This window comes from Streptomyces sp. NPDC054883 (assembly GCF_053610645.1).
The window spans coordinates 39719-56727 of the sequence record NZ_JBSGYT010000017.1; the positions used below are offsets into that span (position 1 = coordinate 39719).

15 protein-coding genes are annotated in these 17009 nt (G+C 73.5%); 10 read left to right on the forward strand and 5 right to left on the reverse strand.

Annotated features, from left to right (window positions below):
* The first annotated feature begins 26 nt into the window (after positions 1–26).
* The 4 genes from ACWGH1_RS15345 (at position 27) to der (ending at position 4190) form a co-directional block, all read left to right on the forward strand.
* Entirely contained in the window at positions 27–1115 is a 1089-nt protein-coding gene (locus ACWGH1_RS15345) for a prephenate dehydrogenase (protein WP_453355078.1), read from the forward strand.
* Between the two features lie 184 nt (positions 1116–1299).
* On the forward strand, positions 1300–2007 hold the full coding sequence (gene cmk / locus ACWGH1_RS15350; RefSeq protein WP_453355077.1) for a (d)CMP kinase: 708 nt from the start codon (positions 1300–1302) through the stop codon (positions 2005–2007).
* A 56-nt stretch (positions 2008–2063) separates the two neighbouring features.
* Entirely contained in the window at positions 2064–2651 is a 588-nt protein-coding gene (locus ACWGH1_RS15355; protein WP_453355083.1) for a lysophospholipid acyltransferase family protein, read from the forward strand.
* Positions 2652–2726: 75 nt separating this feature from the next.
* Positions 2727–4190, forward strand: coding sequence for a ribosome biogenesis GTPase Der (der, locus tag ACWGH1_RS15360; protein WP_453355076.1), 1464 nt, complete (start codon positions 2727–2729; stop codon positions 4188–4190).
* Between the two features lie 26 nt (positions 4191–4216).
* Here the strand turns inward: der and ACWGH1_RS15365 are convergent, their stop codons facing one another.
* Both ACWGH1_RS15365 and ACWGH1_RS15370 read right to left on the reverse strand, forming a co-directional pair.
* Positions 4217–4621: a hypothetical protein gene (locus tag ACWGH1_RS15365; protein WP_453408716.1), complete on the reverse strand. Its 405-nt coding sequence runs from the start codon at positions 4619–4621 to the stop codon at positions 4217–4219.
* Positions 4622–4823: 202 nt separating this feature from the next.
* Positions 4824–5642, reverse strand: a complete 819-nt coding sequence (locus ACWGH1_RS15370; RefSeq protein WP_453357561.1) for a hypothetical protein — start codon at positions 5640–5642, stop codon at positions 4824–4826.
* A 308-nt stretch (positions 5643–5950) separates the two neighbouring features.
* On the opposite strand from ACWGH1_RS15370, the gene ACWGH1_RS15375 reads away from it, so the two are divergent.
* On the forward strand, positions 5951–6622 hold the full coding sequence (locus tag ACWGH1_RS15375) for a LysM peptidoglycan-binding domain-containing protein (protein ID WP_453357562.1): 672 nt from the start codon (positions 5951–5953) through the stop codon (positions 6620–6622).
* A 221-nt stretch (positions 6623–6843) separates the two neighbouring features.
* Positions 6844–7809: a helix-turn-helix transcriptional regulator gene (locus tag ACWGH1_RS15380; protein ID WP_453357693.1), complete on the forward strand. Its 966-nt coding sequence runs from the start codon at positions 6844–6846 to the stop codon at positions 7807–7809.
* Between the two features lie 362 nt (positions 7810–8171).
* Here ACWGH1_RS15380 and ACWGH1_RS15385 read toward each other — a convergent pair whose 3' ends face one another.
* Positions 8172–9209, reverse strand: a complete 1038-nt coding sequence (locus ACWGH1_RS15385; RefSeq protein ID WP_453408717.1) for a phosphatase PAP2 family protein — start codon at positions 9207–9209, stop codon at positions 8172–8174.
* Between the two features lie 239 nt (positions 9210–9448).
* Positions 9449–10558, reverse strand: a complete 1110-nt coding sequence (locus ACWGH1_RS15390; RefSeq protein ID WP_453356467.1) for a mannosyltransferase family protein — start codon at positions 10556–10558, stop codon at positions 9449–9451.
* 281 nt (positions 10559–10839) lie between these two features.
* Between ACWGH1_RS15390 and ACWGH1_RS15395 the strand changes: the two genes are divergently transcribed.
* Both ACWGH1_RS15395 and ACWGH1_RS15400 read left to right on the forward strand, forming a co-directional pair.
* On the forward strand, positions 10840–12504 hold the full coding sequence (locus ACWGH1_RS15395) for an MFS transporter (protein ID WP_453408718.1): 1665 nt from the start codon (positions 10840–10842) through the stop codon (positions 12502–12504).
* Positions 12505–12607: 103 nt separating this feature from the next.
* Positions 12608–13777, forward strand: coding sequence for an acyl-CoA dehydrogenase family protein (locus tag ACWGH1_RS15400; protein WP_453355142.1), 1170 nt, complete (start codon positions 12608–12610; stop codon positions 13775–13777).
* 172 nt (positions 13778–13949) lie between these two features.
* Here ACWGH1_RS15400 and ACWGH1_RS15405 read toward each other — a convergent pair whose 3' ends face one another.
* A complete protein-coding gene (locus ACWGH1_RS15405) occupies positions 13950–14411 on the reverse strand; it encodes a cell division protein SepF (protein ID WP_453355141.1) in 462 nt (153 codons plus the stop codon).
* Positions 14412–14694: 283 nt separating this feature from the next.
* Here ACWGH1_RS15405 and ACWGH1_RS15410 point away from each other — a divergent pair, with 283 nt between their 5' ends.
* Positions 14695–15972, forward strand: coding sequence for a DUF5685 family protein (locus ACWGH1_RS15410; RefSeq protein ID WP_453355140.1), 1278 nt, complete (start codon positions 14695–14697; stop codon positions 15970–15972).
* A gap of 79 nt (positions 15973–16051) precedes the next feature.
* Positions 16052–16885 (forward strand): DUF1684 domain-containing protein, encoded by an 834-nt coding sequence (locus tag ACWGH1_RS15415; protein ID WP_453355139.1) that lies wholly within the window; start codon positions 16052–16054, stop codon positions 16883–16885.
* The last annotated feature ends 124 nt before the right edge of the window (positions 16886–17009 follow it).

Genomic DNA, 17009 nt, shown 5'->3' on the forward strand with positions numbered 1-17009 from the left:
GTCCCGCGATCACCCTGGAGCGCCCCGTGAGAACCGCCGTCGTCATCGGAACCGGACTGATCGGCACCTCCGCGGCGCTCGCCCTGACCGCCCGGGGCATCACCGTCCACCTCGTCGACCACGATCCGGCGCAGGCCCGTACGGCCGCGGCGCTGGGCGCGGGCACCGACGAGCCCCTCGAAGGCACGGTCGACCTCGCGATCGTGGCCGTACCTCCCGCGCACGTCGCGGCGGCGCTGGCCGACGCGATCGGACGCGGCCTCGCCCGGGCCTACGTGGACGTCGCGAGCGTCAAGGGCGGCCCCCGGCGGGAGCTGGCCGCGCTCGGCGCGGACGCATCGGCGTACATCGGCACCCACCCGATGGCCGGCAAGGAGCGGTCGGGCCCCCTCGCCGCGACGGCGGACCTGTTCGAGGGCCGGCCCTGGGTGCTCACGCCGACCCGGGACACCGACCACGAGGTGCTGAACCTCGCACTGGAGCTGGTGGCCCTGTGCCGGGCCGTCCCGGTGGTGATGGACGCGGACGCGCACGACCGGGCGGTGGCCCTGGTCTCGCACACCCCGCAGCTGGTGTCGAGCATGGTGGCGGCGCGGCTGGAGGAGGCGGACGAGACGGCGGTCCGGCTCTGCGGGCAGGGCATCCGGGACGTGACCCGCATCGCGGCCTCCGACCCGCGGATGTGGGTGGAGATCCTGTCGGCGAACCCCGGTCCGGTCGCCGACGTACTCGCCGGGATCGCCTCCGACCTGGCCGAGACGGTGGAGGCCCTGCGCGGACTCCAGTCCGGCGACGAGGCCGAGCGGCGCGGCGGTGCGGCCGGCATCGAGGACGTGCTGAAGCGGGGCAACGCCGGCCGGGTCCGGGTCCCGGGCAAGCACGGGGCGGCGCCCATGGCGTACGAGACGGTCGGCGTGTTCATCAGCGACAGCCCGGGGGAGCTGGCGCGGATCTTCGCGGACGCGGGCCGGGCCGGGGTCAACATCGAGGACGTACGGATCGAGCACGCGACGGGCCAGCAGGCGGGCCTGGTGCAGCTGATGGTGGAGCCGCGGGCCGTCCCCGTCCTGGAGGCCGAGCTGCGCGAGCGCGGCTGGGCGCTGCGCCAGCAGTAGGGCACGGCCGGAGGTAAGGCGCGGGCCGGCCGCGGCGCCCGGGCCGCGCGCGGCCTGGGGGCGCCCTCCCGGGAGGCCGGGTTCCGGCCGGGCGGTGGGGGCGCTGGAAATGCCCGGTAACCTGGAGGAGGGGCGCTCTTGGCGCGCCCGGACACGTACGCGCAACCAGGAAGGTGCCCGCACCGTGGAAACCGCAGCTCCGGCCGCCGTGATCGTCGCCATCGACGGTCCCTCCGGCACGGGCAAGTCCAGCACGTCCAAGGCCGTGGCCGCCAAGCTCGGCCTGCGCTACCTGGACACCGGTGCCCAGTACCGGGCCATCACCTGGTGGATGATCACCAACGGCGTCGACACCGACGACCCGCAGGCGATCGCCCTCGCGGCCGGCAAGCCCGCCATAGTGTCCGGCACGGACCCGAGCGCGCCCACGATCACGGTCGACGGCCTCGACGCCTCCGGCCCGATCCGGACCCAGGAGGTCACCTCCAAGGTCAGCGCCGTCAGCGCCGTACCCGAGGTGCGCACCCTGATCACCGAGCTCCAGCGCTCGATCGCGGCCGAGGCCGCCCAGGACGCCGACGGCATCGTCGTCGAGGGCCGGGACATCGGGACCACCGTCCTGCCCGGCGCCGACCTCAAGGTCTTCCTCACCGCCTCCGCCGAGGCCCGGGCCGCCCGCCGCAACGGCGAGCTGCCGGGCAAGGAGGCCACGGACCTCGCGGCGACCAAGGAAGCCCTGATCAAGCGGGACGCGGCCGACTCCGGACGCAAGACCTCCCCGCTCGCCAAGGCCCCCGACGCCGTCGAGGTGGACACCACCGAGCTGACGCTGGAGCAGGTCATCGAGTGCGTGGTCACCCTGGTGGAAGAGAAGCGGGCGGTACGCAGGTGAGCGATACGCCCTCCCTCAAGGGTGCGGCGGTCGGGCGGCGGATCGGCATCGGCCTGATGTACGGGCTGTGGAAGCCGCGCGTACTGGGCGCCTGGCGGGTGCCCGCCACGGGCCCCGTGATCCTCGCCGTGAATCACTCCCACAACATAGACGGCCCCATGGTCATGGGCACCGCGCCGCGGCCGCTGCACTTCCTGATCAAGAAGGAAGCGTACGTCGGCCCCCTCGGCCCCTTCCTGGAAGGGATCGGGCAGGTGAAGGTGGACCGGACCGGTACCGACCGGACCGCCGTCGGCCGCGCCCTCGGCGTCCTGGAGAACGGCGGCGCGCTCGGGATCTTCCCCGAGGGCACCCGCGGCGACGGCGACTTCGCCTCGCTCCGCGCCGGACTCGCGTACTTCGCGGTCCGCAGCGGCGCGCCCATCGTGCCCGTCGCCGTCCTCGGCAGCACCGAGAGCCGCGGCAGGCTGGTGAAGGGACTCCCGGCCCTCAAGAGCCGGGTGGACGTCGTCTTCGGCTCCGCCTTCGACGCCGGGGACGGCACCGGCCGCCGCACGCGCACCGCGCTGGACGGGGCCACCGTACGCATCCAGGACCGGCTGACCGCCCACCTGGCCGACGCCAAGCGCCTCACCGGGCGCTGAGCGAGACTTGACCTAGTAGTGGAACCGCGCTGCGCGGTTGCCACCGATCACCACGGACGACGAGGAACGGACTTCATGAACGACCAGCACGACCACGGAGCACTTGGCGACGCCGAGTACGCGGAGTTCATGGAGCTCGCCGCGGAGGAAGGCTTCGACCTCGAAGACGTCGAAGGCGCGATCGAGGAGGCCGGCCACGGCCCGCTCCCCGTCCTCGCCGTCGTCGGCCGCCCGAACGTCGGCAAGTCGACCCTGGTGAACCGCATCATCGGCCGTCGCGAGGCGGTCGTCGAGGACAAGCCCGGCGTCACCCGCGACCGCGTCACCTACGAGGCCGAATGGGCCGGCCGCCGGTTCAAGGTCGTCGACACCGGAGGCTGGGAGCAGGACGTCCTCGGCATCGACGCGGCCGTTGCCGCCCAGGCCGAGTACGCCATCGAGACCGCCGACGCGGTGGTCTTCGTCGTGGACGCCAAGGTCGGCGCCACCGACAGCGACGAGGCCGTTGTCAAGCTGCTGCGCCGGGCCGGCAAGCCCGTCGTGCTGTGCGCGAACAAGGTCGACGGCCTGAGCGGCGAATCCGACGCCGCCTCCCTGTGGTCCCTCGGCCTCGGGCTGCCGCACCCGGTGTCCTCCCTGCACGGCCGCGGCACGGGCGACATGCTCGACGCCGTCCTCGACGCGCTGCCCGAGGCGCCCGCCCAGACCTTCGGCGCCGCCCCGCTCGGCGGACCGCGCCGCATCGCGCTGATCGGCCGCCCCAACGTCGGCAAGTCCTCCCTCCTGAACAAGGTCGCCAAGGAGGACCGCGTCGTCGTCAACGAACTGGCCGGCACCACCCGTGACCCGGTCGACGAGCTGATCCAGCTGGGCGGCGTGACCTGGAAGTTCGTCGACACGGCCGGCATCCGCAAGAAGGTCCACCTCCAGCAGGGCGCCGACTACTACGCCTCCCTGCGCACGGCCGCCGCCGTCGAGAAGGCGGAGGTCGCGGTCATCCTGATCGACTCGACCGAGACCATCAGCGTCCAGGACCAGCGCATCATCACCATGGCCGTCGAGGCCGGCCGCGCCATCGTGATCGCGTACAACAAGTGGGACGAGCTCGACGAGGAGCGCCGGTACTACCTCGAGCGCGAGATCGAGACCGAGATGCAGCAGGTCTCCTGGGCGCCCCGGGTGAACGTCTCGGCGCTCACCGGCCGCCACATGGAGAAGCTGGTCCCGGCGATCGAGACCGCCCTCGCCGGCTGGGAGACGCGCGTCCCCACCGGCCGGCTGAACGCCTTCCTCGGCGAGGTCGTCGCGGCGCACCCGCACCCGATCCGCGGCGGCAAGCAGCCCCGCATCCTGTTCGGCACCCAGGCGGGCAGCAAGCCGCCGCGGTTCGTCCTCTTCGCCTCCGGCTTCCTGGAGCACGGCTACCGGCGCTTCATCGAGCGCCGCCTGCGCGAGGAGTTCGGCTTCGAGGGCACCCCGCTCCACATCTCGGTGCGGGTGCGCGAGAAGCGCGGCGCGCAGTACAAGAAGAAGAAGTAGACGTACGGGGTGACGCGCCGCCGGGGTCAGTAGCCCCGGCGCGGAGCGGGCGGCAGGGCCGCCGGGATGTGCTGCATCCCGGTCTGGTACTGCCGCCCGCTGCCGTTGGCCTCGTAGCCGCCGCCCGTGCTCCCCGCGTACGCGTACGAGGGCTGCGGCAGCGGCTGGGGGGCCGGGGCGTACGCGGGCTGCCAGGCGTCCGCCGGCTGCCAGGAGGAACGGGTCCAGCCGCTGCCGTACGAGCCGCCGCCCCCGCCGGTGTACGCGAAGCCGGTGGAGGTGCCGCCGTAGGAGAACGAGGTGAAGCCCAGGTCCTCCTCGCCCGTACGATCGCCGGGGAGCGCCCGGAAGGCGCGCAGGTACTCCGAATACAGCAGGTCGTAGATCGGGGTGTGCGAGGCGGCCGGAGCGGTGTCCAGGGACGGGCGCATCTGGGGGACGCTGCTCGAAAAGGACGGGGCGCGGGTTGGGTCGTATGAATGCACGTATCAGCCAACGAACCCGAAGCCCTGCGGATGCGGCCTGACCGGGGCGAAAACGCAGCTCGCCGCCGGGGTGCCGGCACGACGCACGGCCGCCCGGCCCCTGGGGAGAGGGTCCGGGCGGCCGTTGCGACGGGTGCCGAGCGGGGCGTCAGGCGCCCGGCGTACCGGCCAGCGGCATCGAAGCGGCGACCAGCTGGCCGTCGGCCGCGGCCTTGTCGAGGGCGTCGCGGAGCAGGTCCTCGCGGGGCTGCTGACCGATGGAGCCGACCGGGGCGGCGTAGACGAGGACGCGCTGGGTCTTGTTGACGGCGGCCCTCCAGCCGTCGGTGACGGAGAGCGCATGGTGCGCCTGCCACCAGTGGATCGGGCTGCCGCCCTGCGGGCCGGGCTGGAGCACCGCGTGCAGCTGACCGGCGGCGAGCAGCACCGACCAGCCGTGCAGCGGGGAGGGCAGCTCGCCGGTGTCGGTGACCGGGATGAAGCCCTGCTCGATGAGGAGCGGCAGGAAGTCGTCGCCGGGGCCGGTGGAGCCGGGACGGGCGATCGGCGCGGTCGGCTCGACCACCAGCGCGGGGTGCAGCTCGCCGCCGATCAGGACCAGGCCGCTGGTGATGCCGAGGACGGCCTGGCCGCCGGGCACGGCCTGCGGCTCGTCGCCGGACGCGGGCGCGGCGGCGGCCGGTGCCGGGCTGTCGCCCGTGATGGAGCGGACGGCGCCCTGGAGCTGCTCCTCGGAGACGGAGACGACCTGCGACGGGATGCAGTTGGCGTGCGCGAAGGCCAGTACCGCGGTCTCTTCCCCGACGAACAGCACCGTGCTGGTGGGTTCGCGCTCGGGGTCCCCGGGGGTGCGGCAGGAGGTGCAGTCGTAACTGCCCGGCGCGTCGTCGCCCACGAGCAGCCTGTCGGCTTCTTCGTCACCGATTTCGGCACGTACCTCATCACTGACGTCGAGCATGCGCGGCACGGGGTGGCTCCTCGGACTAGGCGAGCGGGGCGCCGGGGGGTTCCCGGCTCGCCGGGCACAACGCGGGAGCGGTGCGCGGGGTCACGCCGTTTGAGGGAACGGAATCGAACCGGCCACCCGGGAGGGTGAACGGCCTCCTGGGCGCTTCGGGTTTGTGACAACTGTGGCTCGGTTGAGTCCAGTTGATGGTTGAAGCTGCCCGTTTCGCGGGGCGAGTGGCGGGTGGCGGGTCGGCCGTCCGGGTGGGGCGCGGGGGCGCGCCGCGTGGCGGGGCGGGACGGGGCCGGGGGCGTGCGTAGCGTGGGCCGATGCCCAACCTCCGGACCCGGTGGGCCGCGTCGGCGGCCGTGACCGCCGCCGCGCTGGTGTTCGTACTCCCCTCCTGCGCGACCGCGGCTCCGCCGCCGCCGGCGCCCGGGCCCGCGGGGGCGGCGCATCCGGGGTCGCCCGGGGTGATCGGGCGGGGGCCGGGGGACTGCGGGCCGGGCGGGGAGTGGCCCTGGGACTGCGTGGCGGACTGCGAGAGCAGTGGGCGCTGGTCGGTCAACACGGGCAACGGGTTCTACGGGGGACTGCAGTTCCGGCAGCCGACCTGGGAGGGGCACGGGGGACTCGTCTTCGCGCCGCGGGCCGATCTGGCGCGCCGGGAGCAGCAGATCAGGGTGGGGGAGGAGGTGCTGGCCACGCAGGGCTGGGAAGCGTGGCCGGTGTGCTCTAAGCGGTACGGGCTGGCGGGGCGGATGCACGTGGTGCGGGAGGGGGAGTCGCTGGACTCGATCGCGCGGCGGCGGAAGGTGGCGGGGGGCTGGCGGGCGCTGTACGAGGCGAACCGGGGGGTGCTCGGGGGGCGGCCGGAGGCGGTGGCGGCGGGGACGCTGCTGGTGTTGCCGGTTGCTCCGCCGGTTGCTCCGCCGGTGCCGGTGCCGGTGCCGGTGCCCTCGGCGAGTGGGGCGGTGCCTGCGGGGGCGGCTCCGCGCTGACGTCCGGAGCCGGGCTCCGCCCGGGCCCGCGCCTCAAACGCCGGCGGGGCTGGAAGAGCCGCCTCAAACGCCGGCGGGGCTGGAGGGGCGGGGCGCGGCGGGGCTGGAACGGCGAGGTGTGGCGGGGCTGGAAGAGCCGCCTCAAACGCCGGCGGCGGTGGAGAGCCGCCGCTGGGCAGGGTGCCCGGCGGGGAGGGAGGGGGTGGCGGGATACTTTGGGGATGCTTGAGACCTCCGCGCGGTTGTTGCGACTGTTGTCGCTGTTGCAGGCTCACCGGGAGTGGACCGGGGCCGCGCTGGCCGAGCGGCTCGGGGTGACCCCGCGGACCGTGCGGCGCGACGTCGACCGGCTGCGGGAGCTCGGGTATCCGGTGAACGCCAGCCCCGGCACCGGCGGCGGGTACCAGCTCGGAGTCGGGGCCGAGCTGCCGCCGCTGCTGCTCGACGACGACGAGGCCGTCGCGGTGGCCGTGGGCCTGCGCACCGCCGCCGGGAACGGCGTCGAGGGGATCGGGGAGTCCTCGGTACGGGCCCTGGCCAAGCTGGAGCAGGTGCTGCCGGCCCGGCTGCGCCGAAGGGTCGCCGCGCTGAACGAGTTCACCGTGCCGATGCTGCGGGGGCCGCAGGGCCCCACCGTCGATCCCGCCGTGCTCACCGGGCTCGCCGCCGTCTGCCGGGACGGCGAGCGGCTGCGCTTCGACTACCGGGACCACGACGGCGCCGTCACCCGCCGCACGGCCGAGCCGCACCGGCTGGTGTGCACCGAGCGGCGCTGGTACCTCGTGGCCTGGGACCTCGGCCGGGAGGACTGGCGGACCTTCCGTGCCGACCGGATCGAACCCCGGCCCCCGCACGGCCCCCGCTTCACCCCGCGCCCGCCCCCGGCCGCGGACCTCGCCGCGTACGTCTCCCAGGGCGTGTCCGAGCGCGCGTACGCGGCGCGGGCGCTGGTGCGGCTCAAAGTGTCGGCGGAGCAGGCCGCGCTGACCGTCGGCCCGAGCGACGGGACCCTGGAGCCGGTCGACGCACGGAGCTGCCTGCTGCGCACCGGGGCGGTGAACCTCGACGTCCTGGTGATTCACCTCATGCTGCTCGGCTGTGAGTTCGAGGTGGTCGAGCCGGTGGAGCTGACCGAGCGGATCCGGCGTCTGCGGGACCTTCTCGACCGGTCGGTGAAGGAGATGTAAGGAAACTGAGGGGGGCTCAGCCGCGGCTGCGCGGCGGAATTCCCGACCGGGATTGTGCCGGATCCGGCGGACGGTGGAGGAATTCCAAAAGCGTCTTCCGAACACGCGGGAATCGCCTTGCGGACCCACGCATTTCCGGTCCCGGAAGAGGTGCCGGGCCCAAGCGGCGTCGGCAAGGAACTGTCGACAATCCGTGACACAAGCGTGACCCGGTACGGAGGAACGTCCGGGCGTTGCGCTGACGCACTGGGCATATCAACGACAACGGCGGGCCGGTTCGGTGAACCGGCCCGCCGTCGCGGTGCCGTGGTGCGGGGTGGCTGTGCGTACCGTCCCGCGGGGGCCCGGGCGGCCCGGGCGGCTCAGCCGCCCGCGACCGGGCGGGCCGCGGTGCTCCGGGCGCCGGCCCGCTCGGTGTGCGCCGGACGGCGGCTGCCTACCGGGGTGACCGGGGTGCGCTCGGACCGGATGGCGTGCGGCCGGGCGGCGGCGTGCGGGACGGGCCGCGCGGCGGCGGCGTGGCCGCCCGACGGGCCGGCCCCGGCCGCCGTCTCGGCGGTGCGCCGCAGCTGCCACTTGCCGCCCGCGGAGACCAGCGGGACGAGCGCGGCGGCGACCGGCTCGGAGACCTGCCCCTCCTCCAGGCGGCTGCGCAGCCGCTCCCGCACCTCGAAGACGTACGCCTCGGAGCGGGCGATCAGCGGCTCGAACCACGGCAGGGCGAGCAGCACCAGCAGGCCGGCGGACCAGCCGAGCAGTACGTCGCTGACCCAGTGGGTGCCGAGGTACACGGTGGTGGCGCCGACGCTCAGCGAGACGACGGCCGACACCAGGGACAGCACCCGGCGGGTGACCACGGTGGAGGCCAGGTAAGCCAGGATTCCCCAGGTGACGACGGCGTTGGCGGTGTGGCCGGAAGGGAATATATCGCCGCCGGCGAAGAGCTCGGCGGAGCCGATCTGGGTGGCGTAGTGCGGACCGAGCCGCCCCAGGCCGAGCTTCACGGAGCCCACGGTGATGTTCAGCAGCAGCAGTGCGACCCCGAGGGTGATCAGCGGGCGGAGCGTGTGCTGGCGCCAGGAGCGCCAGCCCAGCCAGGCCGCGACCATGACGGCGGTGGGCCCGCGCTGGCCCAGGACCACGAGGTAGTCGAGGAAGGCGTGCAGCTGCGGCCACTGCTCGTAGGGCCGGAAGAACATGATCTGCCAGTCCAGCCGGACCAGCCAGGACGTGGTCAGCACCGCCACCACGATCGCGATGTAGAAGACGAGTGTCGATGCCAGGAGCACGACGCGGTGCCGGCTCATCCGCGGAGTTTGCAGATGGGCCGGTCGCTCTGGTTCCCGGTCCAGCCGGGCGAAGACCCGCTCCAGACGGGTCAGCATTTGGTCGGTACGCACTCAATCGACGTTACCGCGCGCCGAAGGGCGGCCCGGGCGAAACGCGGGCTTTGTGATGACCATGTGATGTGGAGTTGGTCTCACGCGGGCCTTAATTCCCGTTATTTCGACTGCGGTTGGAACTCCCGCGCGGCAATTGTCCGCACACTTACTCGCCGGTTATTGCCGCCGCCCAATCACTTTGCTCAAACATGGATCGGAATGATCCATTCCGTGATCACCCCGCCGGCGCCCGGCGCTTACGGGGGCCCCGACCCGTTCAGCCAGAAGGCCCCGTACACCGCCGACACCACGGCCAGCGCCCCGAGGACGGCGGCCGCCCGCCCCGTCCGCCACTTCGCCAGCGCCACCGCGACGGGCAGCAGCAGGGGGAAGGCGGGCAGCAGCAGCCGGGGCTTGGAGCCGAAGTACCCGGACGCGCACAGCGCCAGCGCCACCACGATCCCGCAGTACACCAGCAGCGCCGCGGGCTGGCGCCGGCGCACGCACAGCCCGTACAGCCACAGCACCAGCACGACCCCGGCGATCAGCCCCACCCCGGCCGCGAAGGCCGGCGACGCCAGGCGGCCCCCGATGAACCGGGCGAAGGCCCAGCCGCCGTCGAAGCCGTTGCCCCAGCCGGCCTGTACGTCCAGGTAGCCGAGCAGCCCGGTGCCCGTGCGGGCGCCGACCCACAGGACGTACGCCGCCGCGCCCGTCGGGGCCAGCAGCGCTCCCGCCGCCATCCGCCAGGACCGCTCCCCGCGCCGCCAGGCCAGTACGACCGCCACCCACACCGCCGCGACCACGGCAGCGCCGACCGGGCGGGTCAGCCCCGCCCCGGCCGCGAGCAGGCCCGCCGTCAGCCACCGCCCGCGCAGCACCCCGTACAGCGCCCAGGCGGCCAGCGCGGTGAACAGCGACTCGCTGTACGCCATGGACTGCACGACGGCGACGGGCAGCGCCGCCCAGAGCGCCACGGCCATCACCGCGGCCCGGCGGCCGTGGAGGAGGCAGGCGACGGCGAAGACGCCCCAGGCCGCCGCGAACCCCGCGACCACCGACACCACCAGGCCCGCGGAGCCGTACGACAGCCCGGTGGGCGCGGCGACGAGCCGCTCCAGCCAGGGCAGCAGCGGGAAGAACGCCAGGTTGGAATGGACGGCGCCGTTCGGCAGGACCACCTCGTACCCGTAGCCCTCGGCGGCGATGCGGGCGTACCAGAGCGAATCCCAGCGCGCCGAGAGCAAGGTGTGCGGGCTGCTGCCGGCCGCCGCCCCCCACCCGGCGAGCGCGGCCAGCCCGAGCAGCCGAATCGCCGCGAAGACGATCAGCGCGGGCGCGGCCCGACGCAATACGAAATCTTTCACGGGCACGATTATCGACGCCGCCGTTCCCGGGCCACGGACCGGAACCACGGGCGGCCGCCGTGCGTGCAGTGAGGGGGAAAGGGGGAGTGGCACACGCCACACGGGGGCCGTCACCACGATGAGAGCTTGACCACGTGTCGGACAGACGAACTCGCGTACGCTGACCCTTCACTCGCGCGAGTCGATGCCGGACCCCGCAGGACGCCGCAAGCGCACCACCCTCCGCGGCTCCACAAGACGCTGGTCCGCCGAGTGCGAGGGATCATCTGGGAGGTACATGCATGTCGGGGACGAACACGACCGGCGACGGTGAGCGCTCTCCGGTTTCCCCCGCGTCCCCCTGGCAACGGATCAGCGCCTGCTCCGGCGGGACCAACCGCTGGCTGGTGCTGGGCGTGCTGTGCGTGAGCCTCGTACTGGTCGCGCTCGACGCGACCATCCTGCACGTCGCCGTCCCCTCGGTCACCGAGGACCTGCGCCCCGGGGCGATGGAACTCCTGTGGATCGTCGACGCCTACCCACTGGTGTGCGCGGCGCTGCTGATCCTCTTCGGAACCCTCGGCGACCGGGTCGGGCGCCGCCGGATACTCCTGTTCGGCTACGGACTCTTCGGCGTCGCCTCCGCGATCGCCGCCCTCGCCGACAACGCGCAGGTGCTGATCGCCGCGCGCGCCCTGCTCGGTGTCGGCGGGGCGATGATCATGCCCGCCACCCTGTCGATCCTGCGCCAGGTCTTCCCCGACCGGCGCGAGCGGGCGCTCGCCATCGGGATATGGACCGCCGTCGCCGCGATCGGGGCGGCGAGCGGGCCGGTGCTCGGCGGGTTCCTCGTGCAGCACTTCTGGTGGGGTTCGGTCTTCCTCATCAACATCCCGCTGATGGCGCTGATCCTTCCAGTGGGCCGCTGGCTGCTGCCGGAGTCGAAGGGCTCCGCCGACGGGCCGTGGGACGTACTGGGCGCGCTGATGGCGGTCGGCGGTGTGCTCGGGGCGGTGCTCGGGGTCAAGCGGCTCGGCGCGGAGCGGGACCTCGCCGACGCGCAGGCGCTGCTGCCGCTGGCGCTCGGCGTGGCGCTGCTCGTGCTGTTCGTGCGGCGCCAGAAGCGGCGGAAGCACCCGCTGATCGACATGCGGATGTTCTCCCGCGCCGCCTTCTCGACGTCCGTCGGCTGCATCGTGCTGGCCATGCTGGCGCTGGTAGGCCTGGAGCTGATCGCCGTCCAGTACCTCCAGCTGGTGCTCCACCTGAGCCCGCTCCGGACGGGCCTGCGGCTGCTGCCGCTGACCTTCGCGGCCATGGCCGCGGGCGCGACCGGCTCGTACACCCTCCAGCGGATCGGGCCGCGCACGATGGTCTCGCTGGGCTTCGTGCTGACCGCCTGCGCGGTGCTGCTGCTGACGCTGATGGGTCAGCAGGACCGGCCGGTGCTGCTGACCGTGGGGTTCGTGCTGCTCGGCTTCGGGCTCCAGACGACGCTGTTCGCGGCGTACGAGTCCATGCTCAGCGAGGTGCCGGCGGCCAAGGCGGGCGGGGCGGCCTCGATAGGGGAGACCTCGTACCAGCTCGGCGCGGGCATGGGCATCGCGCTGCTGGGGAGCGTGATGAACGCGGCGTACGCGCCGGGGCTGGCCCACGTACCGGGGGTGTCGGGCACCGACTCGGCGAACGCGGCGCATTCGCTGGGTGAGGCGTACCAGATCGCGGCCCGCCTAGGCGGCGCGGCGGGGGAGTCGCTGCACGCGGCGGCCCGGCACTCCTTCGTGCACGGGCTGCACGTGACGCTGGTGGTGAGCGCGGGACTGCTGTTCGCGGGGGCGGTGATGGCGCTGAAGCTGCCCCGGGTGATGGAGTGCGGCGAGCCGTCGGCGGAGGCGCTGCGGCTGCCGGCGCAGGGCCGGCCGGCCGGCGCGCAGCCGGAGTGCGACACGGCGGCGCGCCGGGCCTGAGCCCGGCCCCGCGACGGCCGGCTCCGGTGGGGGCTGGAAAAGCGGGCGCCCCGGGGAGAAACTTGCGGCGCTAGGTTTCTTCCCAAGGCCGCCGGGAGGCCACGTGTCCTTCGTACCCACCGATCCGCTCGGGCTCGACGATCTGCTGAGCCCCGAGGACCTCGCCATCCGCGACGCCGTGCGCCGCTGGGCCGCGGACCGGGTGCTGCCGGAGATCGCCGACTGGTACGAGCGCGGCGAGCTGCCCGGGATCCGGGAGCTGGCCCGGGAGCTCGGAGGGATCGGCGCGCTCGGGATGTCCCTGCGGGGCTACGGGTGCGCCGGGGCCAGCGCCGTTCAGTACGGGCTCGCCTGCATGGAGCTGGAGGCCGCCGACTCCGGGATCCGCTCGCTGGTCTCCGTACAGGGCTCCCTCGCCATGTACGCGATCTGGAAGTACGGCTCAGAGGAGCAGAAGCAGCGCTGGCTCCCCGGCATGGCGGCCGGCGAACTGATCGGCTGCTTCGGGCTGACCGAGCCCGACGTCGGCTCCGACCCGGCGGCGATGCGCACCTGCGCGAAGCGCGACGGCACCGACTGGGTGCTGAACGGCCGCAAGATGTGGATCACCAACGGCAGCGTCGCGGCCGTCGCGGTGGTGTGGGCGCAGACGGACGAGGGGATCCGCGGCTTCGCGGTCCCCACCGACAGCCCCGGTTTCGCCGCACCGGAGATCAAGCACAAGTGGTCGCTGCGCGCGTCGGTCACCAGCGAGCTGGTGCTGGACGACGTACGGCTGCCCGCGGACGCGGTGCTTCCCGGCGTCACCGGGCTCAAGGGGCCGCTGGGCTGCCTCAGCCACGCGCGGTACGGGATCGTCTGGGGTGCCATGGGTGCGGCGCGCGCCAGTTTCGAGGCCGCGCTCGACTACGCGAAGACGCGGGAGCAGTTCGGCAAGCCGATCGGTGGCTTCCAGCTGACCCAGGCCAAGCTCGCGGACATGGCGCTGGAACTCCACAAGGGCATCCTGCTCGCCCACCACCTGGGCCGGCGCATGGACGCGGGCACTCTGCGGCCGGAGCAGATCAGCTTCGGCAAGCTCAACAACGTCCGCGAGGCCATCGAGATCTGCCGCACCGCGCGGACCATCCTGGGCGCCAACGGGATCTCGCTCGAATACCCCGTCATGCGGCACGCCACCAACCTCGAATCGGTCCTCACCTACGAGGGAACCGTCGAGATGCACCAGTTGGTGCTGGGCAAGGCGCTCACCGGGCTCGACGCCTTCCGGTAGGGGGTGTCTGACGGGTCAGGGTCGGATAGCGCGGGTCGGCTGGTGCCGTGGATTGCAAGGCGGAGGAGGGAGTCACTGCGGAGCATTGGCGACCGACGACAACGCGGCAAGCCGCGGTGCCAGGCGGGCCGGGCCCGGCCATGATCCGTCAGACACCCCCTATGGGCCCTGCTCAGCTCTGGTTGAAGAAGTCGCGGGCACGGCCGCCCGCTTCGCCGCTGACGATCTGGGTGTCGGCCGGGGTCAGCAGGAAGACCCTGGTCGCCACCCGCTCGATCGAGCCGCGGAGCCCGAAGGTCAGACCGGCGGCGAAGTCGACCACGCGCTTCGCGTCGGCCGGCTCCATGGACGACAGGTTCACGATCACCGGGACGCCCTCGCGGAACAGCTCGCCGATTCCACGCGCGTCACGGAAGCCGTCGGGGGTCACGGTCGCGATCCGCCGGCCGTGCTCGACCGCGGACTCCGAGGCCACCTTGACGCGCGGGTCGGTGACCCACTGGTCCCCGGGGCCGGACACCGAGCCGCCGTGCTGGCGCTCCACGGCCTCCGCGTAGTCGTCGTCGTAGTACCGCTCGTCGTCGTTGTCCTCCACGAGACCCAACCAGGCACTCGCCTTGCGCACCGAACCCATGGACGCCTCCTTTCACCGCGGTCAGTTGTCTTCTCTTCCGCTGCCCCTATGGTCGTCCATGATGCTGACAACGCGCCAAGTGGATAGTCGGCGCGCACGGGTTTCGTGACGGTACTGGTGCAGAACATCCGTTGCACCGTCAAGGTTCCGAGCGCCTGCCGCTGCTGACTGAGTGAAAATACGACTGCGGACGCCGTCCGGGTGAGCCCTGCGGGCGTACGGGTGAACGACCGGGCTGGGTACCATGCCCGCCAGGCACGCGTATGACACGGGGGAAGCGCACTTGTTCGGCATCGTCAGACCTTGCACGCACCGGCTGGGGGAGCGGTTCAAAGCCGAGTGGACGGCCCATCTGTGCGGGCTGTGCCTGGCACTTCGCGGGGACCACGGCCAGTTCGCCAGGATCGTCACCAACTACGACGGGCTGCTCGTCTCCGTTCTGACGGAGGCTCAGTCCGCTCCGGCCGCCGGCTCGCGGCGCACCGCCGGGCCGTGTCCACTGCGCGGGATGCGGACCGCCTCGGTGGCCGACGGGGAGGGTGCCCGCCTCGCCGCCGCCGTCTCCCTGGTGCTGGCCTCGGCGAAGGTCCGGGACCACGTCGCCGACCGGGACGGGCTGTTGGCGCGGGCCCCGCTCGCGGCCGCCGCCCGCAAGGTCGCCCGGGGCTGGGACCGGGCCGGCGCCCGTACCGGGGCCTCGCTCGGCTTCGACACGGCGGTGCTCGTCGACGCCGTGGACCGGCAGGGCGGCATCGAGGCCCTGGCCGGGCCCGGCACGCCCGTGCTGGTGGTCACCGAGCCGACGGAGACCGCGACCGCGGCGGCCTTCGCGCATACCGCGATCCTCGCCGGACGGCCAGGCAACGCCGCGGCGCTCGCCGAGGCGGGCCGCTGCTTCGGGCGGCTCGCGCACCTGCTGGACGCCGTGGAGGACCGGGCCGCCGACGCCGCGGCGGGCGCCTGGAACCCCCTCACGGCCACCGGCACCTCCCTCACCGAGGCCCGGCGGCTGTGCGACGACGCCCTTCACGGCATCCGGCTCGCCCTGCGCGAGGTGGAGTTCACCGACGCGGGCCTCGCCCACCGGCTGCTCGTGCACGAACTGCGCACCTCCGTGGACCGCGCCTTCGGGACCGGCGGCTGCGCCCACACCGGTGTGAACTCCGCGGGGCAGGGCGGCTTCGGGGCCGCGCCGCAGGGGTACGGGGGCCCGGGCGCGGGCGGGACGCCGTACGGGAGCGGCGGCCCGTACGCCCCGTACCCGCCGGCCGGGCCGGGGACGCCCCCGCCGATGGGCCCGGGCGGCCCGGGCGGCCCCGGCTGGGGTGGCGGCGGGGGCGGGCTGCCCCCGCAGAAGCCGCGGCGCGGGCTGCTCGCGGGGTGCGCGGTGGCCGTGGGGCTGTTCTGTACGTGCCGGCTGTGCTGCACCGATCACGAGGGCCCATGGTCGCGCAAGAAGCGCGACGCGTGGTGCGACGACTGCGACTGCGGCGACTGCGGGGGGTGCGACTGCGGCGGCTGTGACGGGTGCGACTGCTGCTGCCCCTGCGACGGCTGCTGACCGCCTGTCAGGTGACCCGCAGCCCCGGACGGAGTACCGGGAGGTTCTCCCCAGCGCCCGTGTGGAAGGGCTGAGGGCCATGAGCGATCACGAAGCGGGCGGTTACGCAGCGGACGACCCGGACACCGCCTGGAAGCAATGGCACGAGCGCCGCCTGGCCACCGTGTCCGCCCCTTACGGACCACTCTCCCTGATCGGTACGCACTGGCTCGCCGACCACCCGGACGGTCGAATTCCGGCCGTTCCGGGACGCTGGCGCGCCACCGGCGGCGGGGTGGCGGTGACCGCCGGACCCGGGGACGGCCTCAGCCTCGACGGCGCAGCCTTCACGGGTGACGCCGTACTCGCCGCCGACGACGGCCCGGCCGGGCACGCGCGGGTCGCCGCAGGGGACGTACGCCTCATGGTGATCCGGCGGGAGGGGGAGTGGGCGGTCCGCGTCTACGACCCGGCCGCCGCGGCCCGCCGTGCCTTCGGCGGTATCGAGGCGGGGCCCTACGATCCCGACTTCGTGCTCGCGGGCCACTTCCGCCCCTATGGCGAGGACCAGACCGTCCAGGTCGAGAACGTCGACGGGCGGACCCGGGGGCTCGGCCTCGGCGGCGAGCTGAGCTTCGTGCACGGAGGTGTGGAGCACACCCTCCAGGTCGCGGTGGACCGCAAGGACGGCGGCCTCTGGGCGGTGTTCGGCGACTCCACGAGCGGCGACTCCAGTTACCGTTTCCGTTTCCTGAGGCCCGGAGCCCCCGCTGCGGACCGGTCGGTGACCGTCGATTTCAACCGGGCTCTGCTTCCGCCGTGTGCCTTCGCCGATCACTTCATCTGCCCCTTCCCGCCGCCGGGCAACACCCTGCCGTTCGCGGTCGCGGCGGGTGAGCGAAGGCCGAAACCCGCCCTTGCTCCAGCAATCTGACGCCAGGACACTCCCGTCAGCGTCTCTCAAGGGACTTGTCAGGGGCACGGCGAACCCACCCGCTGCCCCCGGCCGGTCCCGCACAGGCACCGGCACCCCCACAGCCGCCGGGCCCCGATCCCTT